General features: G+C 62.1%; 26 protein-coding genes. 16 read left to right on the top strand and 10 right to left on the bottom strand.

Features of this window, described 5'->3' with window-relative positions; genetic code table 11:
• Positions 1 to 454 precede the first annotated feature (454 nt).
• Positions 455 to 3169 (top strand): magnesium-translocating P-type ATPase, encoded by a 2715-nt coding sequence (mgtA, locus tag DM807_RS20745; protein ID WP_179027831.1) that lies wholly within the window; start codon positions 455 to 457, stop codon positions 3167 to 3169.
• Positions 3170 to 3184: 15 nt separating this feature from the next.
• Here the strand turns inward: mgtA and DM807_RS20740 are convergent, their stop codons facing one another.
• Together DM807_RS20740 and DM807_RS20735 are read right to left on the bottom strand one after the other, a co-directional pair.
• Complete coding sequence (locus tag DM807_RS20740; protein ID WP_041166730.1) at positions 3185 to 4411, bottom strand: MFS transporter; 1227 nt, start codon at positions 4409 to 4411, stop codon at positions 3185 to 3187.
• A gap of 156 nt (positions 4412 to 4567) precedes the next feature.
• Positions 4568 to 5413, bottom strand: coding sequence for an EamA family transporter (locus DM807_RS20735; RefSeq protein ID WP_012272802.1), 846 nt, complete (start codon positions 5411 to 5413; stop codon positions 4568 to 4570).
• A gap of 107 nt (positions 5414 to 5520) precedes the next feature.
• Between DM807_RS20735 and DM807_RS20730 the strand changes: the two genes are divergently transcribed.
• Positions 5521 to 5997, top strand: coding sequence for an Lrp/AsnC family transcriptional regulator (locus DM807_RS20730; protein ID WP_012272801.1), 477 nt, complete (start codon positions 5521 to 5523; stop codon positions 5995 to 5997).
• Between the two features lie 301 nt (positions 5998 to 6298).
• On the opposite strand, the gene DM807_RS20725 is transcribed toward DM807_RS20730, so the two are convergent.
• Entirely contained in the window at positions 6299 to 6985 is a 687-nt protein-coding gene (locus tag DM807_RS20725) for a TetR/AcrR family transcriptional regulator (protein WP_012272800.1), read from the bottom strand.
• 131 nt (positions 6986 to 7116) lie between these two features.
• Between DM807_RS20725 and DM807_RS20720 the strand changes: the two genes are divergently transcribed.
• The 7 genes from DM807_RS20720 to DM807_RS20690 all read left to right on the top strand — a co-directional run bounded on the left by DM807_RS20720 (position 7117) and on the right by DM807_RS20690 (position 12559).
• Positions 7117 to 7515 carry a DUF2946 domain-containing protein gene (locus DM807_RS20720; protein WP_081336930.1) on the top strand — a complete coding sequence of 133 codons (399 nt, stop codon included), beginning with the start codon at positions 7117 to 7119 and terminating at the stop codon, positions 7513 to 7515.
• 283 nt (positions 7516 to 7798) lie between these two features.
• A complete protein-coding gene (locus DM807_RS20715) occupies positions 7799 to 8392 on the top strand; it encodes a putative natural product biosynthesis protein (RefSeq protein ID WP_244965064.1) in 594 nt (197 codons plus the stop codon).
• A 231-nt stretch (positions 8393 to 8623) separates the two neighbouring features.
• Complete coding sequence (locus DM807_RS20710) at positions 8624 to 9331, top strand: glycine-rich domain-containing protein (RefSeq protein WP_012272797.1); 708 nt, start codon at positions 8624 to 8626, stop codon at positions 9329 to 9331.
• Between the two features lie 51 nt (positions 9332 to 9382).
• Positions 9383 to 11038 carry an ATP-binding cassette domain-containing protein gene (locus DM807_RS27970; RefSeq protein WP_060514387.1) on the top strand — a complete coding sequence of 552 codons (1656 nt, stop codon included), beginning with the start codon at positions 9383 to 9385 and terminating at the stop codon, positions 11036 to 11038.
• Between the two features lie 9 nt (positions 11039 to 11047).
• Positions 11048 to 11959, top strand: a complete 912-nt coding sequence (locus tag DM807_RS20700) for a JmjC domain-containing protein (protein ID WP_012272795.1) — start codon at positions 11048 to 11050, stop codon at positions 11957 to 11959.
• Complete coding sequence (locus DM807_RS20695; RefSeq protein WP_012272794.1) at positions 11952 to 12191, top strand: DUF2164 domain-containing protein; 240 nt, start codon at positions 11952 to 11954, stop codon at positions 12189 to 12191. The genes DM807_RS20700 and DM807_RS20695 overlap by 8 nt, the downstream gene beginning before the upstream one ends.
• Positions 12188 to 12559 carry a DUF4440 domain-containing protein gene (locus DM807_RS20690; RefSeq protein ID WP_081336931.1) on the top strand — a complete coding sequence of 124 codons (372 nt, stop codon included), beginning with the start codon at positions 12188 to 12190 and terminating at the stop codon, positions 12557 to 12559. Before DM807_RS20695 ends, DM807_RS20690 begins: the two co-directional genes overlap by 4 nt.
• Positions 12560 to 12644: 85 nt before the next feature.
• On the opposite strand, the gene DM807_RS20685 is transcribed toward DM807_RS20690, so the two are convergent.
• The 3 genes from DM807_RS20685 to DM807_RS20675 form a co-directional block, all read right to left on the bottom strand.
• The gene (locus DM807_RS20685) at positions 12645 to 13520 is read right to left on the bottom strand and encodes a universal stress protein (protein WP_060493501.1); all 876 of its coding nucleotides are present in this window, start codon (positions 13518 to 13520) and stop codon (positions 12645 to 12647) included.
• Between the two features lie 159 nt (positions 13521 to 13679).
• On the bottom strand, positions 13680 to 13982 hold the full coding sequence (locus tag DM807_RS20680) for an AzlD family protein (protein WP_012272791.1): 303 nt from the start codon (positions 13980 to 13982) through the stop codon (positions 13680 to 13682).
• Positions 13979 to 14698 (bottom strand): AzlC family ABC transporter permease, encoded by a 720-nt coding sequence (locus tag DM807_RS20675; protein WP_012272790.1) that lies wholly within the window; start codon positions 14696 to 14698, stop codon positions 13979 to 13981. Before DM807_RS20675 ends, DM807_RS20680 begins: the two co-directional genes overlap by 4 nt.
• Before the next feature lie 119 nt (positions 14699 to 14817).
• On the opposite strand from DM807_RS20675, the gene DM807_RS20670 reads away from it, so the two are divergent.
• Positions 14818 to 15282 (top strand): Lrp/AsnC family transcriptional regulator, encoded by a 465-nt coding sequence (locus DM807_RS20670; RefSeq protein WP_012272789.1) that lies wholly within the window; start codon positions 14818 to 14820, stop codon positions 15280 to 15282.
• An 18-nt stretch (positions 15283 to 15300) separates the two neighbouring features.
• Here DM807_RS20670 and DM807_RS20665 read toward each other — a convergent pair whose 3' ends face one another.
• Positions 15301 to 16152: a LysR substrate-binding domain-containing protein gene (locus DM807_RS20665; protein WP_012272788.1), complete on the bottom strand. Its 852-nt coding sequence runs from the start codon at positions 16150 to 16152 to the stop codon at positions 15301 to 15303.
• Between the two features lie 279 nt (positions 16153 to 16431).
• Between DM807_RS20665 and DM807_RS20660 the strand changes: the two genes are divergently transcribed.
• Genes DM807_RS20660 through metC form a run of 6 tightly spaced genes read left to right on the top strand, consistent with a single transcriptional unit; the run spans position 16432 to position 22842 of the window.
• Positions 16432 to 17271 (top strand): transporter substrate-binding domain-containing protein, encoded by an 840-nt coding sequence (locus DM807_RS20660; protein WP_060514385.1) that lies wholly within the window; start codon positions 16432 to 16434, stop codon positions 17269 to 17271.
• On the top strand, positions 17271 to 18005 hold the full coding sequence (locus DM807_RS20655) for an ABC transporter permease subunit (protein ID WP_012272786.1): 735 nt from the start codon (positions 17271 to 17273) through the stop codon (positions 18003 to 18005). Before DM807_RS20660 ends, DM807_RS20655 begins: the two co-directional genes overlap by 1 nt.
• The gene (locus DM807_RS20650; RefSeq protein ID WP_012272785.1) at positions 17995 to 18675 is read left to right on the top strand and encodes an amino acid ABC transporter permease; all 681 of its coding nucleotides are present in this window, start codon (positions 17995 to 17997) and stop codon (positions 18673 to 18675) included. The genes DM807_RS20655 and DM807_RS20650 overlap by 11 nt, the downstream gene beginning before the upstream one ends.
• Complete coding sequence (locus DM807_RS20645) at positions 18665 to 19483, top strand: amino acid ABC transporter ATP-binding protein (RefSeq protein WP_012272784.1); 819 nt, start codon at positions 18665 to 18667, stop codon at positions 19481 to 19483. Before DM807_RS20650 ends, DM807_RS20645 begins: the two co-directional genes overlap by 11 nt.
• A 29-nt stretch (positions 19484 to 19512) precedes the next feature.
• Positions 19513 to 20103 (top strand): cysteine dioxygenase family protein, encoded by a 591-nt coding sequence (locus DM807_RS20640; protein WP_179027830.1) that lies wholly within the window; start codon positions 19513 to 19515, stop codon positions 20101 to 20103.
• 48 nt (positions 20104 to 20151) lie between these two features.
• Entirely contained in the window at positions 20152 to 22842 is a 2691-nt protein-coding gene (gene metC / locus DM807_RS20635) for a cystathionine beta-lyase (RefSeq protein ID WP_179027829.1), read from the top strand.
• Here metC and DM807_RS20630 read toward each other — a convergent pair whose 3' ends face one another.
• The 3 genes from DM807_RS20630 to DM807_RS20620 are packed head-to-tail and all read right to left on the bottom strand — an operon-like array spanning position 22843 to position 25360.
• Positions 22843 to 23856, bottom strand: a complete 1014-nt coding sequence (locus tag DM807_RS20630) for a methionine ABC transporter ATP-binding protein (RefSeq protein ID WP_069942428.1) — start codon at positions 23854 to 23856, stop codon at positions 22843 to 22845.
• A 41-nt stretch (positions 23857 to 23897) separates the two neighbouring features.
• Complete coding sequence (locus tag DM807_RS20625) at positions 23898 to 24668, bottom strand: MetQ/NlpA family ABC transporter substrate-binding protein (protein ID WP_012272780.1); 771 nt, start codon at positions 24666 to 24668, stop codon at positions 23898 to 23900.
• Positions 24669 to 24694: 26 nt separating this feature from the next.
• Positions 24695 to 25360 carry a methionine ABC transporter permease gene (locus DM807_RS20620; protein WP_060493507.1) on the bottom strand — a complete coding sequence of 222 codons (666 nt, stop codon included), beginning with the start codon at positions 25358 to 25360 and terminating at the stop codon, positions 24695 to 24697.
• Positions 25361 to 25368 lie beyond the last annotated feature (8 nt).

Below are 25368 nucleotides of genomic sequence, written 5' to 3'. Positions count from 1 at the left end.
CGGTTGGAGGCAAGCTCATGAACCTCACTTCATTCGTTTCATATCGCCTGCTCGCCTGCTTTGCGGCGCAGCAGGCCTGTGCCTGGCCGCGCCGCCTGCACGGGTACCCTGATGACTGCCAGAACCCCCCAAGTAGATGCGGGGCGCTGGCGCGTTAGCACGCCGGAACCCCCAAAACTTCTCACTGAATAAAAGATATCAAACGGTATCGTTGTGCTCGAACTTTTTAAATGAAAAGTTTGCGGGGGCGTATGGCCTGTTGTTTATGACAAAGGAATAAAACCATGGATTGCGCGAGTAGAAAGTTCGCTGCCGAAACAACTTCCGACCCTCGGCAGCGGACAGATTTCTGTCGGAAAGAACCCGTATTCATCTGCGACCCGACATGCCTTCGTTCACCGCCTGAGTGAAACGTCTGTGTGTCGTGCCGCCGCAGCGGCAGGAGCACAGCAACATGACTGTCAAACACCGCGACACCTCATCGGCCAAGACCGAACGCGAAACCCGCTTGTCCACGCGTGCCGCCCGTGAAGCGCGCAATGGCCTGGCTGTCACCCTCGCCAACCTCGATGCCTGCGAGCAGGGCCTGACCGAGCACGAAGCCGCCAAGCGCCTGGAGCGCGACGGGGCCAACCAGGTCGCCCACGACCCGCAACCGCATGCCCTGGTGCAATTGCTCAGGGCCCTGCACAACCCGTTCATCTATGTACTGCTGACCCTGGCCGGGATCAGCTTCGTCACCGACTACTGGCTGCCGCTTCGCGCAGGCCAAACGGATGATGCCGACCTGACCAAGGTCATCATCATCATGACCATGGTCAGCCTCAGCAGCGTGCTGCGCTTCTGGCAGGAGTACCGCTCGACCAAGGCCGCCGATGCGCTCAAGGCCATGGTGCGCACCACTGCCACCGTGCTGCGCCGCGAGCAGGTCGGGCAGGCCCCGCGTCTGCGCGAAGTGCCCATGGACGAACTGGTGGCCGGCGATATCGTGCAGCTTTGCGCAGGCGACATGATCCCCGCTGACATTCGCCTGCTCGAATCACGTGACCTGTTCATCAGCCAGGCGGTGCTCACTGGTGAAGCGCTGCCGGTCGAGAAGTACGACACCCTTGGCCATGTCGCGCAGAAGTCCGCTACCGGGGGCAGCGGTAGCCAGGACAACCTGCTCGAGCTGGCGAACATCTGCTTCATGGGCACCAACGTGGTCAGTGGCCGCGCCCGCGCAGTGGTGGTCGCCACTGGCCGACGCACCTATTTCGGCTCGCTGGCCAAGGCCATTGCCGGCTCGCGCAGCCAGACCGCTTTCGACCGTGGGGTGAACAGCGTCAGCAGCCTGCTGATCCGTTTCATGCTGGTGATGGTCCCGGTGGTGTTCATGCTCAACGGTGTGGTCAAGGGCGACTGGGGCGATGCTTTCCTCTTCGCACTTGCCGTGGCCGTGGGCCTGACCCCGGAAATGCTGCCGATGATCGTCAGCGCCAACCTGGCCAAGGGCGCCGTGGCCATGGCCCGGCGCAAAGTGGTGGTCAAGCGCCTGAACGCCATCCAGAACCTGGGTTCCATGGACGTGCTGTGCACCGACAAGACCGGCACGCTTACCCAGGACCGTATCATCCTCGAACACCACGTGCGCTTTGACGGCCAGCGCGACAGGCACATCCTCGAGCTGGCCTGGCTCAACAGCCATCACCAAAGCGGCATTCGCAACCTGATGGACCAAGCTGTGCTGCATTTCGCAGGGCAGGACCGCCAGTTCCAGGCCCCCTACGCCTATGCAAAGGTCGACGAGCTGCCGTTCGACTTCATCCGCCGTCGCCTGTCCGTGGTGGTGAAGGATGCCCTGGGCGACCACCTGCTGGTAAGCAAAGGGGCGGTCGAGGAAATGCTCGCCATCGCCACCCATGTGCAGGAAGGCGACGGTGTCGTTAACCTCGATCCGCGCCGCCGCCAACAGCTGCTGGCCAGTGCCGACGCCTTCAACCAGGACGGCTTTCGCGTACTGGTGGTCGCCACCCGCCAGATCCCGGCGGCCGAAGGCAAGGCGCAGTATCACGCTGACGATGAGCGCGATCTGGTGATCCAGGGCTTCCTGACCTTCCTCGACCCGCCCAAGGAAACTGCCGGCCCGGCCATTGCCGCTCTGCGGGACATGGGCGTGCGGGTCAAAGTGCTGACCGGCGACAACCCGGTGGTGACGTGCAAGGTCTGCCGTGAAGTTGGCCTGGAGCCAGGCCTGCCATTGCTCGGCCAGGACATCGCGCGCATGGACGACACCACCCTCACGCTGCAGGTCGAAGAACGCACGGTCTTCGCCAAGCTCACCCCGCTGCAGAAATCACGCGTGCTCAAGGCCCTGCAGGCCAATGGTCACACGGTGGGTTTTCTTGGCGACGGCATCAACGATGCTGCGGCCCTGCGCGATGCCGACGTCGGTATCTCGGTAGACAGCGGCACCGACATCGCCAAGGAATCGGCCGATATCATTCTGCTGGAAAAAAGCCTGATGGTGCTTGAAGAGGGTGTGCTCAAAGGCCGCGAGACCTTCGGCAACATCATGAAGTACCTGTGCATGACTGCCAGCTCCAACTTCGGCAACGTGTTCTCGGTGCTGGTGGCCAGCGCGTTCATCCCATTCCTGCCGATGCTGGCGATTCACCTGCTGCTGCAGAACCTGATGTACGACTTCTCCCAGCTGTCGCTGCCTTGGGACCGCATGGACAAGGAATTTCTCAGCAAGCCACGCAAATGGGATGCGCGCAACATTGGCCGCTTCATGCTGTGGATCGGCCCTACGTCGTCGATCTTCGACATCACCACCTTTGCCCTGATGTGGTACGTGTTCGCGGCCAACAGCGTCGAGATGCAGGCACTGTTCCAGTCCGGCTGGTTCATCGAGGGGTTGCTATCACAGACCTTGGTGGTGCATATGCTGCGCACGCGCAAGGTGCCGTTCTTCCAGAGCACCGCCGCGCTGCCAGTGGTGCTGGCAACGGGGCTGGTGATGGCGTTGGGTGTCTATATCCCGTTCTCGCCGGTGGGGGCGATGGTTGGCCTGGTGCCACTGCCGTGGGCGTACTTCCCTTGGCTGGTTGCCATCCTGCTGGGCTATTGCGTGGTCGCCCAGGCCATGAAGGCCCTCTATATCCGCCGCTTCGGGCAGTGGTTCTGAACCCTGTGCAGCAGCTCAGCCTGGCTGCGTCGCCAGGCTATTGCTGACGTTGCGTCCCAGCACCAGCACGGTGACGAAGCCACAGCCCACCAGCGCCGTGGCCAGGCTCAACAGCACTGCGGTGCCCATATGGTCGACCACTTGCCCGCCGAAGAACGAGCCCACGGCAATGATCACCTGGAACATGGCCACGAACAGCGGCATGCCGCGTTCGACATCCTTGGGCGCCACCACGAACATCCAGATATTGGCGCAGGCCGGGAACGCACCGAAAGCAAAGCCCCACAGTGCGATCAGCATCGCGGCGCCCGTCATGCTGGTGGCGAAGTGCGGGAACAGGGCGGTACTGACTGCGATCATGAGCGCGACCAGCATCAGGGTATGTCGCACGCTGCGGTTGGCGGCAAAGCCGGCGAAGATGTTGCCCATGAAACCGGCCACGCCGTACAGCAATAGCAACGAGCCGATGGTCGGCCCGTCGAAGCCGGCATTCTGTTTGAAGAACGGTGCAACATAGGTGTACGCCGCAAAGTGCGCCAGGCCGATCAGCAAAACAGCGATCAAGCCGACCCGTGCTTGCGGGTTGACGAACAGCGCTGGCAGGTCGCTGATGCGAATGGCCTTTTCCGGCATCAGCCGTGGCAACAGCAATACCTGCGCCAGCAGCACGGGTACGCCGACCAGGGCGGTGACCAGGAAGGTCATGCGCCAGCCCATCAGGCCACTCAGCCAGGTGCCCACGGGTACGCCCACTACCGTCGCCAGGGTTACCCCCGCCATGATGATGGAGTTGGCCTTGGCTACGCCCATGCCGTCAGGTGCCAGCCGCCCGCTGAGGGCGATGGCGGTCGCCCAGAAGCCGCCGATACTGACACCCAGCAGCACGCGGCCGACCAACAGCAGGTTGAAGTCACCGGCGTAGGCCACGATGGCGTTGGCGATGATCATGATCAGTGTCAGGCCGATCAGCAGGTAGCGCCGGTCCAGCGCCCCCACACCCACCGAGATCAAAGGCGCGGCCAGCGCGGCCATGATACCGGGCAGGGTCACCATCAGGCCGGCAAGGCCGGCACTGATGCCAAGGTCGCTGGCGACATCGTTGAGTACCCCCACCGGGAGGAACTCACTGGTGACCAGGGCGAAGGCGCCCACGGCGACCGAGAGGATGGCCAGCCACTGCTGCGTGACACTCTGTTGATTATGTTCGGGAAGGCCACGAGAGGCCTGGCGGTTGCTTGGCATGGGGTTCGGTTCCATGAGGGATGTCGCCTGTAGCAGGCGCAGGAGCGGGGGGATTTGCAGGCGATTATAGAGACGGCCTGGTCAGGCCGACAGGCAGGCCGCTCGATAGTAATCATCAGCGCCATCGATGAAAGGCCTTGCGTAGAGCGCCCGCGCTCAGCGACCACGCCCCACCAGTGCCGCCCCTGCGCAGGCCAAGGCAATGGCTGTTATGCCCAGCCACTGGGTCAGTGCCAGCACTTCACCGAGGATCAACCAGCCTGCTATCGCCCCCGCAGCGGGCGAAGCGCTGAGCAGCACGCCAAAAATACTGGGCGGCAAGTGCCGCATGGCATACATGTCGAGCAGGAAAGGCACCGTGCTGGAAAGCAGCGCTACGCCCAACCCGACCATAAGCACCCATGGCGCCAGCAACTCGGCACCGGCGTGGTTGACACCAAGTGGTACGCCCAGCAGCGCGGCAAACAACATCCCGGTGCCGACTGCCTGTTTGCCGTGAACCGCCACTTTGCTGCCAAGCATCACATACAGCCCCCAGGCCAATGCAGCCGCGAGCGCGTACATCACCCCGCGCGGGTCGAGGCCCTGACTGCCCGTGCCCCATGGCAGCAAGGTAAGCCCGGCGACCGACAGGGCAATCCACAGCAGGTCGATCCGCCGCCGGGAAGACAGCAAGGCCGCGCCCAGTGGGCCGATGACCTCGATGGACACCGCGATGCCCACCGGGATATAGAGGAATGCCCGGTAAATCAGAATATTCATCAGCCCCATCATTACGCCATAACCCAACAAATGAAGCATGTTGGCCTGGCCCCAGATGCGCCAAGGGCGCAGCACCGCCAGCAAGATGACGGCGGACAAGCCCAGCCGCAGGGCGACAACGCCTTCGGGGCCGATCAATGGAAACAAGGTTTTGGCCAAGGCAGCACCGGTTTGCACCGAGACCAGCGCGGCGATGGCTGCGCCGACAGGGGCGAAGGTTCCAGCAGTTTTTGCGTCCACGCGTGGCTCCAGCATCGGTCGAGGCGACATTTTAGTGCTCGGCCTGCGAAGCAATTACTGTGAAAATGGGCCTCTGACGAGTGAACTGCTTTCTTTGGAACCCGAAAATGAGTGACTGCGCCAACCGTCCGCTGGACGGCTTCGATCACGCGATTCTGCGGCTGCTGCAGCAAGACAACAAAACCTCGCAGCGCGCCATTGCCGAGGAAATCGGCCTGTCCACACCGGCTGTACAGCGGCGTATTGCACAGATGGAGGCGAGCGGAGTGGTCACTGCCAACACCGCAGTCATTGCCCCGGAGTGTGTTGGCCAGATGATCACGGCCATCGTCGAATCACGCTTGCGGGACGATCGCTCGCAGGTGATGGACCGCGCCAAGCGTTATTTCGCCAATGTGGCAGAGATACAGCAGTGTTACTTCGTCAACGGCGGGGTGTCGTTCATCATCGTCATGCTTGCCCGTGACGTGGCGCATTTCGAAAAGCTGGTGAGGCTGCATTTTGCCGATAACGAAGACATCCTGACTTACCGCACGTTGATCGTTCTGGACAAGGTCAAGGTCGGGTTGTCTGTGCCGCTTTGAATGTTTCGCGCGACTGAAATCACTCAGCGCGGCAAACCAATGTTCCGGGCGGCGTCCAGTACCAGGCTGCGCAGCCACTTCTGGTCCAGAGGAAATCGCGTGGGGCACGATTTGCAGGTGCTTTGGGGCTCTTCCAACGCATGACGCAGTTAAAGGCCGATGGTGCCCAGCGGCAGCATCCTGGCAGGCAATCGCGGTCGTGGACACGTCAGTTCTCCTTGCTATGGATGCGGCATCGTCGGCGCAAGACCAGGCCTCTACCTGGCATCACGGCAGCACCTGCTTGCTGCCAGGTTGCCGGTCATGCCGGGACGATACCGCCCAACACCATTTGGGTGACCGTTCGGGTGGCGCGGTCAAAGTCAGCCTTGTCAGGTTCGGCTACGCCTCTGAGCTGCGACATTTGCCAGGCCAGATTGGTGTAGGTCCGTGTCGACGACCAGATGAAGATCATCAGGTGCTCAGGATCACAGGGCGCCAGCCGGCCATGGTCGATCCAGTTGCGCAGGCAGGCGACGTTGCGCTGGGCTTCCTCGTGCAGCAGGTTCTTGCATGCCTCTGGCAGATGCTTGCCCCCTGAGAGCAACTCCTGGCTGAACACGGCGGCGCTGAACGGGTGCTCGCGAATGATGCGGATGCGGGCTTTGATATAGGCCCGCAGGCCTACTATCGGGTCGTCGCTTTTGCGCAGCGCTGCCGAGGCCCTCACCAGCGGTTCAACGAAGCTCATCAGCACCTGCACGTACAGGTTCTCTTTGGATTGAAAGTAGTAGTAGAGGTTGGCTTTAGGTACCCCGGCACGTTCGGCAATATCATGCGAATGAGTGGCGGTGAAGCCGGTCGTGGCAAACGCTTCGCTGGCAGCCTGCAGAATCAGCTTCTGATTCCTGCGCCGAATGCCGGCATTTCCCACGGTGTGATTGGTTGCGCCGAGCAGAGCGTCAGCGCCGTTGTCGGACTCGTTCAGCATTTCGATTTGCAGGCACATCACGGCTTCATCTGGCTTTACGGGTATCGGTGTATATAAAAGTATATAGCGATTGACCTGCTTTTTCCCGGTCCTTTACGCACGTAGCCATTGAAGTGGTGCGATGCTGTCTTTCTCACTCGCGGGCCTGGATGCTAGAGTTGCCGGCCATGGATCGCTGCACCGGTAATCGGCCCCTCATTGCCTGGGCATTGTATTTCAGTGTCCTGTTCAACGTGCTTTGCTGTGGCCTGGGTCACGGGCAGGCATTGGGCTTGGCGCTCAATGGCATCGGTGGCGGCTTCTGCAGCCTGGCCAATGACATCTCCACCTCACAGGCCCAGCAACACGGCACATCGTCCACGGCGGACTGGAGCAACCTGTTCGCCTGTCCAACGTGTACGGCGAACTTCCTTACCTTGGTGTTCCTCCTGGGGGTCGCCTGGTTGCTCAGCTGTGCGAACCCAAGGCGGTTTTGCAGCGAGGTGCGCAGCCAGGCGCCTCCACGCTATTGCTGGCCCACGGCCAACCCCCGAGCTTCTCCTTTTTGACGTTGCCGGCGCCTAGGCGCTGATGCGGGCTCGCGCCTGCGTATCGAGCACGATGCCTGGCTGCGCATGCCCGCAGCAGGCGCTGCTATCTGCAACGTCGGTCAAGGATCAACCCTCTCATGACGGTACTGACCTGCGCCAGCCATGCGCCTCGGCATCGCTGGCTTTCGCCTTATCCGCGTGCTCCCCCCTATCTACCTGTCAGAACGGTCCCGAAACGCACACTACCCGCCAGGAATCAAGGCGGGGCCTGTTCAAGGCTATCTGATGCATGGAGCACATGATGTCTCGCCCTTTGGCCACTTCACGCTTTTGCCCCCCGGCTCGCGCTGCACGCTTGAGTGAGTCTCGCTTGCCGTTTCCCGATTACCCCTGCAACGCCCGTACGTTCGTCAAGCTGGACGCGCGACTACTGCCGTACTGGCACACGTTGTTCGACGTGTGCCCAGGCTTGCTCAAGCTAGACCCGCCGGAAGGTCTGGAACTGTTCCGCTGCTTCATGACCTGGGCTTATCGACATCACCCGGCCTTGGATTGGAGCTATTACATCAGCGTCTGCCGTTGGCTGCTGGGCTCACCCTACAAGGCACAGGTAACCGAGACGCACATCGAGGCATTCATGGTCGCGGCGGCTGCCTTATGGATAGCTGCCGACATGTCTCAGGCGCGTGGCCTGGTCCTGGCGTGGCAGCCAATGGCGGATGTGGTGGTGGAATGGAAGCCGGGCATGCGGCCAACCCCCTTCACAGTGGAGCAGACGAACTGCTTGCCCCCTCCGCCCTGGGAGTTTTCCTGGAGCCCACTCAGTGGTAAAGGCCCGGACAGTTTTCGCCGGTGGTTGCCCGTCCCGGGCGCACTAGAGGGGTCAAGGGGGTGATGCGGCTGCGACAATCTACCGCAGCATGGCAGTGGCGCCTGGCATGGCGGACGGCAGCCCTGGGCTTGGCTTTCAGGGTGCGACAGCCTGTCGCAGTTCGGGGGTGCAAGTGGCAAGTGTTAAGTTCAAATCTGGCGTGAAGCGGGTGGCTGAAAAGTTTCAATACAGGCACGCCCCACGACCAAGCCCGGTAACTGCAAGGGCGATATCAATGCATGAAAAGGATATTTTATGCTACAGCAACGAATTACCAGCGATGCCATCGTCACACCCCTGCGCGTTGCAGACGCGCAGGCGGTATCGCAGTATAAAAATGAAGACGTTGTACTGAAGTTTTGCAAGGAGTGGGATGTCACGCGCGAGGAGGCAGAAGAGCTCTTCGAGGAAACCAAGAAATTCCTGTTGCTGGCTGCGCAGTGCCAGCGAGAGTGTTTCAGTGTGTCCATTTACTATCAGTTTCAAGTGATTGATGAAATGTGGCATACCTTTCTTCAGTTCACCGACCACTATTATGCGTTTTGCAATGAATACATGGGTGGGTTTCTTCATCATTTTCCGTTCTCGCGGAACATGCTGAAAGAGGAAATAAAGCACCTGGCCAAGCACAACATGACCTTTGCAACGCAGAAACAACAGGATTTTGCTTTCCAGTTGCGCAAAACCCAGCAAGTGCTGGGCGACGATACGGTCATCAAGTGGTACGGCGAGTATGCGCAGAAGTTTAGCATCGAAAGCCTCAATGCTCGACGTAAGCCGCTGATGCTGGACGACCTGCAAACCGACGAGCAAGGGCGGGTGAACGCAGAGATGCTGAAACTTCCGAAGGAGCAAATTCTCAAGTACATACTGGATCGCAATGTCGTGCTCAACAATGTGTGCGGTTGCTCCGGCAAGGGCTGTGGCGCCGGTTGCATGTGCAATTCCAATCGTAACCATTGATTGACGGGTCGCCCGCCCTTGGGTGGGCGATCGACGACAACGAGTGCTACCGTGACCGAAATCGAAAAACGTACACTTAAAACCGGTATTGCCAGGCAGGTGGGGATCGCTGGCCTGACATTGCTCGCCTCGCTGCTGTTCGTGTCATTCGGTTTGATGATGCGCTTTGCAATCGATCATCCTGAATCAGTCGCGAGCCTTGCCGGCCTGGTTGCATTCTGCGCGGGCTTCCTGGCCATTCGCCTGGCGATGCCCTGCAGCTTTGCCCTCGTGGAGTGGTTGTCACACGGCTACTGCATCAGGGTTGAGTCGCTGCTCAGGGCGGCGTACCTCGACAAGCTTGGCCGCATCTACCTTGAACAACTGGAACAGCTCAACAGGAGCGAGATGGTGGCTACCTATGAAGCCGCCATGTCATCGGTCAGTGCTTATATCAGGGTTATCTGGGGTGAGGCGTTGCCCATCTTATTTCAAACCGTGTTCGTCATTGGCTGTGTCAGCTTCTATTTTGATGGCGTGATTGCAGGCAGTTTCACTCTAGTGGTTGCCACCTATATGGCGGTGGTCATCAAGATGACCAGTGCACGCTTTCCGTTGATCAAGCGAGTTGCAATCACGCAAAAGTATTTGAATGGCGTGCTCCACAGTGTGATCGCGGCAGGGCTCTGCGAAAAACTGTTCAATGCAGGTGGCAGGTTGAAGCATAGGCATGGGGTGGCCGTAGACCGCTACCTCTCAGCGCAGCAGCGTGTTCGCCAGGTATTCTTCAGGTTCGGCATTGTCACCACCCTCGTATCATTTACCGGGAGTGCAATGGTATTGGCGGGGGCCGCATTCAGATTCAACCAGGGCTACGCCACGATGGGCAGCCTGATCATGCTGGCCACGTTTCTTTTTCAAGTATTTCTGCCCTTGAACCGTATCGGTGTGCTGTGGCGCACACTTAACAAGGCGCGCATCGATTTCGTCGTACTTGAGGAATCGCTTGGCCGTATGGCAATGCACGCCGCCGCGGTGCATCACGATCAGCCCGCCGACCCTGCAAGTATCGACATTTCCCTGCACCAACTTTGCAAGAGCAAAGGCGGCAGGCCCATCCTGCAAGGCGTCAGCGCGAACGTGCCTTGCAAAGCAGGCCTGCCCACTTTCGTGACGGGTACCAACGGCACGGGGAAAACGACGCTTGCGCGCCTTATCGCCGGGGTTGACCGCCCTGACAGCGGGTGCATTCGTTTCAATGGCGTCACCCGGCAGCCTGAGCGTTATGGTTTGACACCCGACTGGATCGCCATGACCAGCCAAACCATGGTCTTTATCGGTGGTACGGTTGCCGAGAACCTTGAGACCTTTCTGGGCCCCGTAGACCTGGACGCATACGCCGTACTGGCAAGTACCCTGTCATTCGACAAGCCGCTGGCGTATGAGGTGGGTGAGCAAGGGCAGAACTTGTCAGCGGGCGAGCGACAGAAGCTTGGCATTATCCTGGCTTTGTTGAAGAAGCCCGCGTTGCTCGTCATGGACGAGCCCACCACCCACCTTGACCCGGCGTCGGTCACAGGCTTGCAACGCCTGGTTGAACAAAAGGCCTTGATCTCCCGCGTACTGATTGTGACCCATGACAGCCATTTCATGAGGCATTTTGACTGCGCGCCGAGATTCGGCTTGACGCAAGGCACCCGCACCACAGATGCTGAAAAACTGATATAGGGAATATTAATGGACCGCATGGATTTTGCGTTACCTGAAATGGACTTCTTCATTCGCTCGGCCTTTCAGAAGAAACCCTTCGTATTCGAGTCGGTCACGGGCCACCAGCTGGTGGGCTGGGGTGAAATCAACAACCTGCTTGAGAAGGATATTCTCGATTACCCCAGAATACGCCTGGCGAACGATGGCATCCCCTCCGAGCGTGGCTTCAAGGGGTTTGTAACCTATACCCTGACGGTGACAGGTGAGACCTCGCCGCATATCAACCGTTACAACCTTCTGAAGCGTTTGCAAACCGGTAGCACATTGATCATTGATCGCTGCCAGGCATTTTTTGAGCGCGCTCAACAAGCGGCAAGCTACTTGTCTACACACCTGCGTTGCCGGTCCGGGGCAAATCTTTATTGTGCCTGGAGTTCAACGCCAAGTTTTGGTGCGCACTTCGACAACCACGATGTAATTGCAGTGCAGATCGAAGGTGTGAAACGGTGGGAAGTCTATGCGCCCACACGTCCCTATCCACTGTTGAATGACAAGAGTTTCGACCAAACGCCTCCCGCCGGCGAGCCCATGCTGTGCCATACCTTGACGCCAGGCCAGGCCATCTATGTACCTGCCGGTTATTGGCATAATGTGTTCACTGAAACTGAGCGTTCGATGCACATTTCCTTCCCTGTTGTACGGCCCCGTAAGATTGACCTGATCAGGATGGTCCTGGAGCGCCTGGAGGCGTCGGCGGAACTGCGCGAACCCATTGCCCACGGCAGTGATGCTATTGGCAATGCCAGGTTGAGTGGGGTGCTTTACGCCTGCCTTGCGAATATTGACATTGATGAGTGGGAGGCGGCGGTTGTCGAAGACTGTATGCAGGGAAGAGATATAAAATTCAACCTGCCTGATATAAGGACCCGAGATGCCTGAAATTTCACTTTCACCGGAAGCGCGAGCGCTCATGATTGGCAAGTTGAAGGCGTATTGTGCCGATACCTTTGAGTTGCAGTTGGGGCAGTTTGAGGTTGAGTTTTTCCTCGATTTCATCGAAGAGGTCTGCGGTCCGGCGTTTTACAACAGTGGCGTTGAGCAAGCGATAAAAACCTATGCGGCATGGAGCGAGCGGGTTCAGGAAGAAATGGACCTGAAGAGGATACTGTGAAGATCTCATCAAATTTGTCGTTGATGCGCAAAGAGTGGTACAACGCTTTTTATACACTGAATATCGAGCAGTTGGATTACTTGGAAGCGGACTGGTTCTTCTCGACGAACGGCATAAAGTTCATGTACAAGAAAAACCAGTTACATAAACTTTCTGTGCTCCGTGGCCAGGACGCGTCAGCTTTTTCCCAGCACAAACGAACGGAGTCGAATGTCGAAGTGCGAGAGCTGGGTAACCTTGCAGCTGTCAGTGGTGTGGCATTCATTGTCACGCCGCAAGGGAGCAAGCAGATAAATTTCGTCGAGAGCTGGATCAAAATCAACGACAGTTGGAAGTTGCAATTTCAATCATTCGAAGGTGAAGGCTGACGCAACAGATCAGGCCAGCACAGCGTGTTCAAGCCTGTGCTGGCAAGATCGTTGCGCACTACTCCGTCAGCGCAAATACGGCGAGCTAAGGCGTTACCAGCACATCACACTGCGATTCGTCCAGTACATGCTTGGTGACGCTACCCACCAACAGCTCCTCCAGCGCGCTCGTACCCTGCTTGCCGACCACGATCAGGTCGCATTCCAGCTCCTGTTCCTGCTCGGCAATGCGCCAGCCAGGGTCACCGTGCACCACGATCTGCCGGGCATCGGCTACGCCGGCAGCTTCGCTCAATGCGGCCAACTGTGCCACTGCATCCTGGCGGATGACATTGCGGTAGCGGGTGAGGGTGTCCTGGTCGATATGGGCGAAGCGCACGCTGCCTTCGAACGGGGCTTCGTACGCATGCAGCAGGATGATCTCGGCCTGCGGGGCAATGGCCTTGGCCAGTTGGATCGCGCGCAGCGAAACAGGTGAAAAATCGACGGGAACCAGCACGGTGCGGTAGGCGTCACGAGGTGCCGGCTTGACGACCAACAACGGGCAGGGCATGTGGTTGAGCATTTTTTGCACGGTCGAGCCCAGCAGCAGGCGCCGCGCCACGCTCTGGCCCTTGGCTCCGCACACCAGCAGGTTGCTGTGTTTGTCCTGCACTACCCGGGTGATTTCCGTGATCACCGAACCACTGGCAACCTGCACACCCGCAGAAATGTCGTAGCGCTGGAACAACATGGCGGCCAGTGCGCGGGTTTTTTCGCCGGCGCTGTCCAGTACCCGTTTCAACAGGTCGTCATCAGGCGCCACCAGTTGCTTGAGGCGCTCGAAGGGGGCCGGGTTGGCAACGTACAGCAGGTCCAGTGCGGCCTGCTGCGTGTTGCTCAGGTAGGCAGCGCGCTCTGCTGCGTTGCGGGCATGGGGGGACAGGTCGGTGGCGACCAGTATGTGTTTCAGCGGGCTCATGTGGGGCTCCTTTTCCAAGGCCGCGCACAGTGGTCGAAGGCAAACCTTGAACAATGTGCGCCTGGCGGTGCTTGAGTCATTCCTTGCGTGCAGCCATCGTCGCGCGAACCCGGCGCGAGGGCTTGATTTGGGTCAATGGAGTGTAGGTGCAGCGGCGGATCATGCCAGCAACAGCATCCGCAGCACCCCGGTCACGACAATGGCGAACACCACCACCGGCAAGAGCGAAAACCGTGTGGCTGCGTACACCGTGAGCCCCAGCGCAATCAGGTCGGCCGGCTGCCCGGAAACGAACTTGGGAGCGATCACGGCAATCAACACGCAGCCGGGCGCGGCGTTCAGCACCTGGGTCAGCTGTGGCCCCAGGGTGCGCTTGCGCAGCAGCAAAAAGCCCAGCGCACGGGTCAGGTAGGTGGCCACGGCCATGCCCAGGATGGTGACCAGCGTCGAAACGTCCATCATGGCTTGGCCCACAGGTAAGCGCTCACCAGGCCAGCCACGGTACCCGCAAGCACGTACCAACCACCGGGGATCAGCAGGTAGAACAGCGCTGCGGTGAGCAGGCTGAACAGCCATGGCACGGCGGCATGTACGCCTTTCCACATGCCTTTGAGAAGTACCAGGAAGACTGCCGCGAAGGCCATGTCGAAGCCATAGCTGCGAAGGTCGCCGAGCAGCGGCCCGGCCTGCGCGCCCAGGCTGGTGAACGTGACCCAGGTGGCCCACAGGCTCAGCGACACGCCCATGAAATAGCGCAGGCTGAAGCCACCGCGCTGGCGCGCATCGGCCAGGCCCATGGCCCAGCTCTCGTCACACATGAAGAACAGCGCCCCCAGTGCCTTGGGTAATGGCAGGTGGCGCAGGTACGGCGCCAGTGTCGCGCCCATCAGCAGGTGGCGGCTGTTGACCAGCAAGGTCATGGCGACAATCACCAGGATTGCCGGCGGTGAGGTCCACAGCTCGATGGCGGCGAACTCCGAGCCGCCACCGAAGTTGAGGCCGGTCATCAACGCCACTTCGCCGGCTGCCAGCTGGTGCTGGGAAGCTTGCGCGCCCAGTACCAGGGCGAAGGGGATGAAGCCCAGCAGCACCGGCAGGGCGGCAACGGCGCCCCGGCGCAATTCGCTTTGCGGTGTGGTGGCAGGGGGATCGTTCAGTACAGGTTCAAGGGTATTCATGGTCACCTCCAGTGGAGGAAAATTATTCCAATGAATCGCTGGAATTGGCTTGCGTAGTTGCACTGATGCGCAGAGCATTTGGCATCTGCTACCGAATACTTAAAAAAAGAGAACGTTCAATGCCAATCAAGCTCGATGCCATCGACCGCCGCATCCTGCGCGCGCTGCAGCGCGACGGCAGGTTGCAGAATCAGGAACTGGCCAAACAGGTGGGGTTGTCTGCTTCGCCGTGCCTGCGACGGGTGCGGCTGCTGGAGGAGGCTGGGGTCATCGAGCGTTATGTGGCATTGCTGGACCCGGCCAAGGTCGCGCTGGGCCTGACCCTGTTCGTGCGCGTATGGCTGAAGCGTCAGGACCAGGACACCACCGATGAGTTTGTCGAGGCCGTGCGCCAATTGCCCGAAGTGGTGGAGTGCCATGTGATGGCGGGCGACTGCGACTTGTTGTTGCGGGTGGTGGCGGCTGACCTGGAAGCCTATCGGCGCTTTCAGATCAAGCACCTGACCAGCCTGAGCGTGGTGCAGAACGTGAAAACCGAAGTACCGATGGAAAAGATCAAGCTGACCACCGAGCTACCGGTGTAGCTGCGCGGGTGCCAGCCATCACAGCCCCGCGCTGGCGCGCACCATCGCGTAGGCCTGGCGCACCAGCGGGTTGACGGTGTTGGCCCGCACCCACAAGTGGTAGGTGACATCGGGTAGCGCCGGCAGGCCGTCGCTTTGGCCGAGCACACGCATGTCGGGGCCGACCATCTCCTGGCTGCGCGCAGTAATGCCCAGGCCGGCGCGCACCGCTGCCTTGACGCCGATCAAGTTGGACGCCAGGTACGCCTGGCGCCAGGCGATACCGGCCCGTTCCAGGGCCTCCAGGGCCAGTTTGCGGTACAGGCTGGGCTCGTCCACCAGCACCAGCGGCAACGGCTCGCTGGGCAGGTGCTGATACTGCGCCGCGCATATCCACCACACCGGCGAGGTACGCAGCGCAAAGCCTTCCAGGCCCGGTGCGGTGCGGGTTGAAATGACCATGTCGACCTTGCCGCGCTGCAAGTCTTCCATCAGGAACGGGCTGCGGCCAACGTCGATTTCCAGGCGCAGGTTGGGCGCCGAGCGGGCGATGTGGCTGAGCAGTGGCGGCAGGATGGTGTCGGCGATGTCGTGGGGCGAGCCGATCCGCAGCACGCCGCTGGGGCCATCCAGCCGCAGGCCGGCGAGCGCCTCGTCATTGAGCGCGAGCATTTGCCGGGCGTGGCGCAGCAACTGACGGCCAGCGTCGGTCAGCGACTTGTGGCGGCCTTGCTTGCGCAATAGCGGTACACCTACCTGTTGTTCCAGGCGTTGCATGTGTTGGGTGACCGAGGCCTGGGTGCGGCCCAGGTTGCGGCCGGCTTCGGCGAAGCTTGAATGGTCGGCGATGGCGACGAACGTACGAAGCAGGTCGAGGTCGAGGGTGCTCATGAAGTGGGCCAGGCAGCGTTGGGGGAGAGGGGCGCACAGTGCTTTTACATTAATGATGCACGGCTAAAGATAATGAATATTTATCTATTGTTGGGTGCTTGATCAAGAGGCTATCTGTGTGACCCCTATTTTTCGGGGCTTATACCCATTTTGAAAATTTTCCGTTCATTCAGTGTTATAACGATAGGCGATATTTGAATTTCCCCTCATCCCTGCAACTTTCTAGCATGCGCGCTCATTGGCCGGGTGTTCCGGCTGCCGGGACGAGGAACCCCCATCATGTCGCTGTCCACCATTGCCCGTCGCGGGCTGCTCGCATCGTTGCTGGCCACCACCACGCTGGCCGCCAGCGGCCTGGCCCAGGCCGATGCCACCCTGGACAAGGTCCAGCAACGCCACAAGCTGGCCGTGGGCGTGGTGTTGTCCGGTGGCCCGTTCGGGGCCATCGACCCAGCCACCCGCGAACCGGTCGGTTTCAGCGTCGACCTTGCGCGTGACCTGGCGCGCCAGCTGGGCGTGGCGGTCGACCTCATTGCGGTGCAGCCGGCCAACCGTGTGCAGTTCCTGCAGCAGGGCAAGGTCGACCTGCTGATCGCCAACATGGAATGGACCCCCGAGCGCGACAAGTTGCTGGGCCACGTGCCCACGCCGTTCTACCGCGTGGGCGGTACCGCGGCGCTGGCCAAGGACAGCCCGATCAACACCTGGGCCGGGCTCAAGGGCCAGCCGGTGTGCACTTCGCAGGGCAGCAGCTACACCCAGGCGCTGGTGGAGCTGGGTGCCGACATCAAAGCCTTCAAGACCTCGGCCGAATCGCTGCTGGCCCTGCGTGGCAACAACTGCGTGGCTGCCGTGCACGATGCCACGCTGATCAACCCGCTGCTGGCCAAAGGTGGCGAGTGGAGCGGCTACCGCGCCCTGGCCCCCGAACTCAACCCGGCGCCATCGGTGATCTGGACGCGCCTGGGTGAGACCGACACCCAGCAGCGCCTAGACCCGTTCGTCAAGCAGTGGCACCGCAGCGGCTGGCTGATCGAGCGTGAGCAGGCCAACCACATCACCCCGGCCTCGCCGGCGTTGGTGGAACTGCGTGCCAAGTTGCAGGGCGAAGGCGCCTGATGAGCGAGGTTCTGCACGGGCTGGTCGGGCAGCTCGCCCGGCTTGGCCTGAATTACGGCTTTCTGTTCGACACCTACGCCAGCGGCAAACTGCTCGAGGGCGCGTTGACCACGGTCTACCTGTGCCTGTTCAGCGTGGTCGGCAGCCTTGTGGTTGGCGTCTTGCTGGCGGCGGCGCTTACGTCCGCACGTCGCTGGTTGGCCTGGCCGGCGCGGGCCTTTATCGAGGTCACTCGTAATACGCCGACGCTGGTGCAGTTGTACTGCGCGTTCCTGGTGCTGAACATGCTGATCAACCAGAGCCTGGGCAACGCCAACCCGATGACGCCCTTTGCCTGGGTGGTGCTGGTGATATCCCTGCACAAAGGGGCGTTTCACGCCGAGGCCTTGCGCGCCGGCATCGAGGCGGTGCCGGCAGTGACCCTGGAGGCGGCCAGCTCGCTGGCCTTCAGCCGCCGCCAGCAACTGCTGCAGGTACAGCTGCCGCTGGCCGTGCGCTTTGCCTTGCCGGCGCTGGTCAACAACCTTATCGACCTGGTGAAGATGACCGCCGTGGCGTCGGCGATCGCTGTCAACGATATTACCTATGCCTCGATCATGATCTGGACCCAGGGCGACAATGTCATCGAACTGATGATTCTGATCCTGGCGTTCTACGGCCTGCTCAGCTTCGCTGTCAATTGTGCCGGTCGCGCCGTGGAAGCGCGCCTGAGGATGCCGGGTTATGGCCATTGAGAACCTCGCCACACTGTGGCATTGGTCACCGACCCTGGGGGCGGGCCTGTTGCAGAACATCCAGATCAGCGTTGGCGCCATTGGCCTGGGCACATTGCTGGGCTTGCTGATAGGCGTTCTGTCGCTGTCGCCCTTGGCGCCACTGCGCGGTGTCGCACGGCTGTGGGTGCAGGTGTTCCGTAACGCGCCGTGGCTGGTGCTGATCTACTTCACCTCGTATGTGTTCCCGTTCGAAATCCAGGTGGCCGGCACCTGGCTGGCCTTTCCCGACTGGCTCAAGGTCACGATCGGCCTGGCCCTGCCTGCCAGTGCCAACGTTGCCGAGATTTTCCGTGGTGCGGTGGCTTCTATCCCGGCTACCCAGTGGGAGGCTGCGCGTTCGCTGGCCTTCAGCCGCGTGCAGATCTTCCGTTCGATCATTCTGCCGCAGTGCCTGCGGCGCATGTTGCCGCCCTGGATGAACTTGTACGCGGTAGTGACCATGGGCACCGCGCTGGCTTCGCTGGTGGGGGTGCACGACCTGATCGACAGCGCGCAGATTGCCGCCAACACCGTCAACCGCAGCGGCTTCACCGTGCTGGTGTACTTCAGCGTGCTGGCGTTGTTCTTCGCCTACTGCTACCCCATTGCCCGCCTGACCCAACGCCTGGAGCGCCGCTATGCCTTCTGAACCCTTGATCCAGTTGCGCGACGTGCACCTGGCTTTTGCCGACAACCCGGTGTTGCGTGGCATCGACCTTGATGTGCAGGCGGGCCAGGCGGTGTCGATCATCGGCCCGTCCGGCTCGGGGAAGTCGACCATCCTTCGCTGCATGACCGGCCTGCTGCGGCCGCAGCGTGGCAGCATCTGCATTGGTGGTACCCAGGTCGAGCGTTTGCGCGGCGAGGCGGAGCTGATTGCCCTGCGCAAACAGGTGGGCTTTGTCTTCCAGCAATACAACCTGTTTCCCCATTTGAGTGTGCTGGACAATTTGCTGATCGCCCCGACCAAGGTGCTTGGGCGCAACCGCGCCGAGGCCCGCGAGCAGGCCCTGGCGCTGCTCGACAAGGTGCGCCTGGGCCACAAGGCAGCAGCCTTCCCAGGTGAGCTGTCGGGTGGCCAGCAGCAGCGTGTTGCCATTGCCCGTGCCTTGGCGATGCGGCCCAGGTTGATCCTGTTCGATGAAGTGACCTCGGCGCTGGACCCAGAGATGGTTGGCGAAGTGCTGGCGGTGATCCGTGAGCTGACCGAGGAAGGCATGACCTGCGTGCTGGTCACCCATGAAATGCGCTTTGCCGAAGAGATCAGCGACCAGGTGTATTTCACCGAGCATGGCCGGATCGTCGAGCATGGCAGCGCCGAACAACTGTTCCGCGCCCCGCAACACGAGCGTACCCGTGCCTTTCTGCAGCATGCGCTAGGTGAGGGCGGCCAACGCCCGAGCCGCCCGGCGCCCGATGTTTTCAGCAACCTGGGGCGCTACAGCCTCAGCGTGTGACCTCCGCTAGCCAAGAAGAGAAACCGATAATGTCCCGTGAATCCGTGATCCAGCCGTTTCTGGCGCAAGTGCGCGCTATCCATGAGCGTGGTGTCGACCGCGCTGCCCTGCAGCAGATCGTCCACTTGCTCGAAGGCCTTGCCGAGCGCCGCGAACTGTTCAATTTCGAGCGCTTCCCGGCACCGGACGCGACCACCGGCGAGACCCAGTTCCGCTACCGCCTGAACGATGATGGCGAGTCGCCGACCCTGTACGTCAACTCGCTGCTGCCGGGCAAGGCGACCCTGCCACACAACCATGAGACATGGGCAGTCATCGTCGCCGTCGAGGGGCAGGAGCTGAACCGGGTGTATCGCCGCGAAGATGACGGCAGCGACCCGGCCCGTGCACGCCTGGCGCTGGAGCAGGAGATCGTGGTGCAGCCAGGGACCTCCGTGGCGTTCCTGGGTGAAGACCTGCATGGCATTCGTGTGGAGGGAGATCAGCCGACCTTGCACTTCCACCTTTATGGTCGGCCGCTGGAGTCGCTGGAGAACCGTTACGGGGTCAAGGACGACGGCAGCGTGGTGAACTACAACAAATCCCAGATGGCGCCTTCGATCGCGGCATACGGCCTTTGATCCGTATTGCCTGAGCTCAACCCTGCAAACGACCACGGACTGCGTCCCATGACTCCCAGCATCACCCCCGCGCTACTGCATGACTGGCTGTTCGACGGCCACGAAATCGCCCTGTTCGACCTGCGCGAGCACGGCCAGTACGGCGAAGCTCACCTGTTCTACGCCGTGAACCTGCCGTACAGCCGGCTGGAAATCGAGGCCCCGCGCCTGGCGCCCAACCCGCTGGTGCGTCTGGTGGTCTACGACGCAACCGGCGGCGAACTGGTGCAGCGCGGCGTGCAGCGCCTGCAGGCGCTGGGCTACAAGGCCGTGCATTGGCTCGAAGGCGGTAGCCAGGGCTGGCAGGCCGCTGGCTTTGAATTGTTCGCCGGTGTGCACCTGCCCTCCAAGGCCTTTGGCGAACTGGTCGAACATGCCTGCCACACCCCACGCATCAGCGCCCAGGAGCTGGCCGAATGGCAACGCCAGGGCAAGCCGCTGGTACTGCTCGATGGCCGGCCACTGGACGAGTTCGCCAAGATGAACATCCCCGGCGCCACCTGCTGCCCCAACGGTGAACTGGGCTACCGCCTGGAGGACCTGGTGCATGACCCCCAAACACCGGTGGTGATCAACTGCGCAGGGCGTACCCGCAGCATCATCGGCGCGCAAACCCTGATCAACCTCGGCATCGACAACCCGGTCTATGCCCTGGAGAACGGCACCCAGGGCTGGTACCTGGTCGACCTGCCACTGGAGCACGGGGGGCAACGCGGGTATCCGCCGCATAGCGGCCAGGCACTGGGGCGGCAACGGGCACGCGCCACGGGGTTGGCGCACAAGGCCGGGGTGCAGTGGGTGGCAGCGGCGCAGGTACAGGCCTGGCAGCAGGATGCACAACGCACGCTGTTCCTGTGCGATGTGCGCACCCCGGAGGAGTTCACCGCTGGCAGCCTGCCCGGCGCGCAGCATTGCCCAGGCGGGCAACTGGTGCAGGGCACCGACTTGTACATTGGCGTGCGCAAGGCGCGCGTGGTGCTGTTCGATGGCGACGGCGTGCGTGCCCCGGTGGTGGCCAGCTGGCTGCGGCAGATGGGGCATGATGCGTACGTCCTCGAAGGCGGCCTGGGCAGTGGCTTGGCATTGCCGGCACAGCCGCCGCTGGCGGTAACCTTGGCCGAAGCCAGCGCTGCAGAACTGGAGGGCGCCTTGCTGCTGGACCTGCGCCCGAGCACGGCCTACCGCCAGCGCCACGTGCGCGGCGCGCAGTGGGCGATCCGCCCAGGGCTGGCCGAGCAGGTGCGTGAGCAGTCTGGGCGCCTGGTGTTCATTGCCGACGACCCTCGCGTCGCCGAGTTGGCTGCCAGCGAACTGCCAGATACACAACGTCGCGCTGCGCGCCTGTTCCCCCAGGCGTTGCTGGCCGAGTGGCCGCAGGCCGCGGACGACACCTCGTTGCCAGACGCCGCCTGCATCGATTTCCTGTTCTTCGTCCATGACCGACACGCCGGCAACAAGGAGGCGGCACGCCGCTACCTGGCCTGGGAGACCGGGCTGATCGCACAGATGAGCGCCGCCGAGGTTGCCAGCTTCACCCCCCTGACGCACAGCGATCCGGTCGCTACACGGCTGGTGCATGCCGGGCGTGGCGAATCGGGCCAAGGGGCCCACGGCGTCAACCCACCGGTCAGCCGCCTGAGCACCGTGCTGTTCGACAGCGTCGCCGAACAGCGTGAAGCGCGCAGCCATCGGGACCAGCAACGGGTGCTCAGCTACGGTGCCCGTGGCAACCCCACGGCCTTTGCCCTCGAAGACCTGGTCAGCGAACTGGAAGGCGGCTACCGCTGCAAGTTGTTCGTTACCGGGCTGCAAGCCATCACTCAGACCTTTCTCGCCTACTTGCGCCCCGGCGACCATGTGCTGCTCAGCGATGGGGTGTATGGCCCGGTGCGGCGCCTGGCGCGCGAGCTGCTGCAGCCGTTCGGTGTGCAAGTCAGCTATTTCGCCGCCGATGGCCACGGCCTGGAGGCCGCGTTGCGCCCGAACACCCGCATGGTCTACAGCGAGAGCCCGAGTTCGTTGCTGTACGAGCTCAATGACCTGCCGGCCATGGCTGCGTTGTGCAAGCCGCGCGGGATCCTGCTGGCGGTCGACAACACCTGGGGTTCGGGTTACTTGTACCAGCCGTTGGCATTGGGCGCAGACATCTCGGTGATGGCCCTGACCAAGTACGTGGGCGGGCACAGCGACGTGATGATGGGCAGCGTGTGCACCACCCAAGAGGCCTTCGCCGCGTTGTCGCGCAGCAGCGATACCTGCGGCTGCACGGTCAGCCCGGACGATGCTTGGTTGGTGCTGCGTGGGGCGCGCAGCCTGGCCAGCCGCATGGCCGTGCACGCGCGCCAGGGCCTGGAGATCGCCCAGTGGCTCCAAGCACGCGAGGATGTGGCGCGGGTGTATCACCCGGCGTTGCCGGAGCACCCGGGGCATGCCCTGTGGCGCCGCGACTTCAAGGGCAGCAATGGCCTGCTCAGCCTCGAACTGGCCGACGCCAGCCTGGGCCGGGCAGAAGCGTTCATCGATCGCCTGCGCCTGTTCGGCATCGGTGCCTCCTGGGGTGGCTACGAGAGCCTGGTGACCCTGGCCGAGCTGGGTGAGCGCAGCTTCGCAACCCCGGTGCGTGGTGCATTGGTGCGCCTGCACGTGGGCCTGGAAGAGGTCGGCTCGCTACAGCGCGACCTCGACCAGGCGCTGCGCTGATCAGGCCCAGTCGGCGCGGTCTGCCAGCAACCTGGCCTGGCGCAACAGCTCGTCGTCTGGTGTCGCGCTGGCGATGGCCAGGCGCAGTTGCCCAAGGAACCGCCCCTGGATAGGGGCGATCGTGCCCGAGAACAGGCTCACCCCATCGCCCAGCGCGGCACCGATGGCCGCCAGATCGGGCTTCAGCCCTTTGCCGCCGGTGTAGTGCAGGTCGAGGTAGCGTTTGTCGGCAGCAATGGCCTGTGCTGCAGGCGCGGCCTCGCCGAGCAACGTGCGGCTGACGGCGTGCTGCGGGTTGCCGAACACTTCCCACACCGCGCCCGTTTCGACGATGCGGCCTTGTTCCAGTACGGCTACACGGTCGCACAGATCACGGATTACCTGCATTTCGTGGGTGATCAGGACGATGGTCAGGCCCAGCCGCTGGTTGATGCTGCGCAGCAGGTCGAGGATCGCCTGGGTGCTTTCCGGGTCCAGCGCCGACGTCGCTTCGTCGCACAGCAGAATCTGCGGCTCCAGCACCAGCGCCCGAGCAATGCCGACGCGCTGCTTCTGGCCGCCGGACAGTTGCGCGGGGTAGGCGCCGCCACGGCCGGCCAGGCCGACCAGGCGCAACAGCTCCGCCACCCGGGCGCTGCGCTGTGCTTGCGGCACCCCGGCCATGCGCATTGGCAGCTCGATGTTCTGGGCGACCGTGCTATTGGCCAGCAGGTTGAAGTGCTGGAAGATCATCGCCACCTTGCGCCGCAGCGCGTGCAAGGGCTTGCCTTGCAGCCCGGCGATGTCCTGGCCGTCGATCAGTACCTGGCCGGCGCTGGGTGCTTCCAGGCGGTTGAGCAGGCGAAGCAGCGAGGACTTGCCCGCGCCGCTGCGGCCGATGATGCCGAACACCTCGCCCCGGCGCACTTGCAGGTCGATGGCGTCGAGCGCGCTGACGGCGCCATAGCGTTTGTGGATGCCGCGCAGGCACAGGTGCGCGTCGGTTGGCTGGATTTGCTGCTGGTAACGGCTCATGTTCGGGTTCCATGCCCTCCGTCACCAGAGGGCGTCAGGGGTCAGAAACCAGGGGCGATCTGGCCTTTGTAGCGGGTCAGGATGAAGTTGCGCACTTCAGGGGAATTGAGTGCCTTGGCCAGCTTCTGGATACCCGGGTCCTGCAGGTTGTCGGGGCGGGCGACCAGGTATTCCACGTACAGGTCCTTGCCTTTTTCAACGATCAGCGCGCTGTTGGTATCGATGCCGGCCTCCAGTGCGTAGTTGGCGAAAACGAAGGCCAGGTCGACCTGTTTCACCGAGCGGGCCAGCATGGCGCCTTCCAGTTCGCGGATCTTCAGGTGGTGGGGGTTGTCGGTAATGTCGCGCTGAGTGGACTGCGGGTTGGCCGGGTCTTTCAGCGTGAGCAGCCCGGCCTCGGCCAGCAGTACCAGGGCACGGCCAGTGTTCACCGGGTCGTTGGGAATGGCGACGCTGGCGCCATCGGGCAGCTCGGCAAGGGTTTTGTACTTGGCCGAATAGGCGCCGAATGGCTCGATGTGCACGCCTACCACCGGCACCAGGTCGGTGTGCCGGGTCTTGTTGAAGTCGTTGAGGAATGGCCGGTACTGGTAGTAGTTGGCGTCCAGGTTCTTCTGCGCCAGTTGCAGGTTGGGCTGGATGAAGTCGTTGAACACTTTGATGTCCAGGTCGACCCCTTGCTTGGCCAGGGCCGGTTTGACGAACTCGAGGATTTCCGCATGCGGTACCGGCGTGGCGCCAACCACCAGGTGTTCGGCGGCCTGGGCACTGAAGGCGAGGAAAGCGGCGAGGGCGGTGAGGGTCTTTTTCATGGTCAGTACCTGAGAAGAGTCGGGGTTCAGCGGCGGGTGAAGTGTCTTACCAGGCGGTCACCGCTCATCTGCAGCACCTGCACCAGCAGGATCAGCAGCAGCACGGTGACCACCATCACATCGGTCTGGAAGCGTTGGTAACCGAAGCGGATCGCCAGGTCGCCCAGGCCGCCGCCGCCGATCACCCCGGCCATGGCGGTGTAGTCGACCAGCACGATGGCGGTGACGGTGACCGCCGCGATCAGCCCGGTGCGCGCTTCGGGCAGCAAGGTGTAGCGGATGATCTGCGCGATGCTGCCGCCCATGGCCTGGCTGGCTTCAACCAGGCCACGGTCCACTTCGCGCAGCGCGGTTTCTACCAGGCGAGCGAAGAATGGCGTGCAGCCGACCACCAGCGGCGGAATGGTGCCCTTCACGCCCAGCGACGTGCCGGTCAGCAGGGTGGTCAGCGGAATCAGCACGATCAGCAGGATGATGAACGGCAGCGAGCGCAGCACGTTGACCACCACCGACAGGCTTCGGTACAGCGGGCCGTGCGCCAGTAACTGGCGCTGCCCGGTCAGGTACAGCAGTACGCCAAGGGGCAGGCCGAAGAGCACGGTAAAGCCCAGTGCGGCGCCCAGCATGCTGAGCGTTTCCAGGCAGGCCTGGGCGATTTCCGCCCAGTCGACGTTGGTCAGCAGGTCATTCATTGGCGTGG

The organism is Pseudomonas hunanensis (assembly GCF_013393325.1).
Lineage (GTDB): Bacteria > Pseudomonadota > Gammaproteobacteria > Pseudomonadales > Pseudomonadaceae > Aquipseudomonas > Aquipseudomonas putida_P.
Note: the sequence above shows the minus strand (reverse complement) of the source record. Positions and strands in the feature narration are given on the sequence as shown.